1 protein-coding gene and 2 pseudogenes are annotated in these 1,184 nt (G+C 56.5%); all 3 read left to right on the top strand.

Features of this window, described 5'->3' with window-relative positions; translation table 11 throughout:
• Nucleotides 1–214 (top strand): annotated as a pseudogene (locus HB680_RS32450) (hypothetical protein); the annotation flags it as partial.
• Complete coding sequence (locus HB680_RS32455; RefSeq protein ID WP_213942330.1) at nucleotides 211–642, top strand: hypothetical protein; 432 nt, start codon at nucleotides 211–213, stop codon at nucleotides 640–642. The pseudogene HB680_RS32450 and the gene HB680_RS32455, both read left to right, overlap by 4 nt.
• A pseudogene (locus HB680_RS32460) lies at nucleotides 623–1,184 on the top strand (hypothetical protein); the annotation flags it as partial. The gene HB680_RS32455 and the pseudogene HB680_RS32460, both read left to right, overlap by 20 nt.

The following is a 1,184-nucleotide window of genomic DNA, read 5'->3' on the forward strand; positions in this document are numbered from 1 at the left end:
TCGCATCAAAGCCATGGGCCAAAAAATGTTGCCCGACGTCATGCAGCAATGGTCGGAACCGCTGCCCAAGGTCCAATGGGTCAAACCAAGTGAAGACTTGCTCAGGATGAGCGAACAGGTTCGCCGACTGCATAAACGTCAGCCAGGACGGGCCATCACCGAGATTTTTGCCGAGGTGCAGCGCTTGAACACCGGCAACAAACAACGCGCATGAAACGGAGAGACTTCCAGCCTCCCTTGAGCGGTAACCCCTCTCACCGTTTGGGCATCGGTGCCCATCGGCTTTACCGCCCACTCGACAGTCGCGGTAGCGCCCATGAGCGCAAGGATGTGATCAGCGATGAAGTGTCGGACAGCCTGCAAGTGGTGCAAGCAGACCCGCTGATTTTATGCCTGCAATACCCGCTGAATCACAATAACCCAATGGCGCCCGTAGTCGAGACACTTGAACTGGCAGTGTGCGTGCAGGTACTGAATGCCAAAGGACAGTGGATCTCCCGCACCCACATCATTCATCTCAACCCTCGTGGCGAAGGCCGTTTTCCTGCGCTACCGCCCAACACAGTCACCGAGCAGCCTCCCGTGTTGCTGGTTGAAACCCATTTGCTGGAGTCGGTCGACCATGCCCAAAAATCTGGATAACCCCGTGCCGAAACTACACCTTGAGCAGTCGCGAAAAGCCGGGGATATCGAGCCCTTTCCAAGCGGGAAGATCACCTATCTCGCCCCGCTGCCGCTGCCTACGCCAATACCGCCTCATGGTCCTCATATCGGGGCGTTAAATGAGGTGTACATGGACTTCGGGTTGGGGTCTCCACAGGTGTTCTCATGGCAGGTCATATTAGGAGGACCGCTCACCACTGCCTTTATGATTGCTTTCCTATTCCCGCTTATTGGCGGATTCATGTTTTTTTTGTTCGGGATGGGCTGGGACGATATTTCCCATGCTATAGAAGGGATCTTCCATGAGGCCTACGGGCTCGCTATACAAACGAGCTTGTTCGCTCTATTCATCGGCCTCTGCGTCTGGCTCCACAACCACAACAAACGCGCCGAGATCATCCCCACCCGCTTCAACCGCCAACGCCGCGAAGTCTGCTTCATGCCCGAGGACGCCACCGAACCGCTCTTCGTCCCCTGGGAATCCCTCAGCGCCTGGGTCATCGAAGCCCAAGGCGTCACCC

The sequence above is a fragment of the Pseudomonas sp. dw_612 genome (genome assembly GCF_018449725.1).
In the GTDB taxonomy this organism is placed as follows: domain Bacteria; phylum Pseudomonadota; class Gammaproteobacteria; order Pseudomonadales; family Pseudomonadaceae; genus Aquipseudomonas.

What these genes read in the sequence shown, in the direction of transcription:
- HB680_RS32455 (WP_213942330.1), top strand. Translation starts at nt 211, where the DNA reads ATGAAACGGAGAGACTTCCAGCCTCCCTTGAGCGGTAACCCCTCTCAC.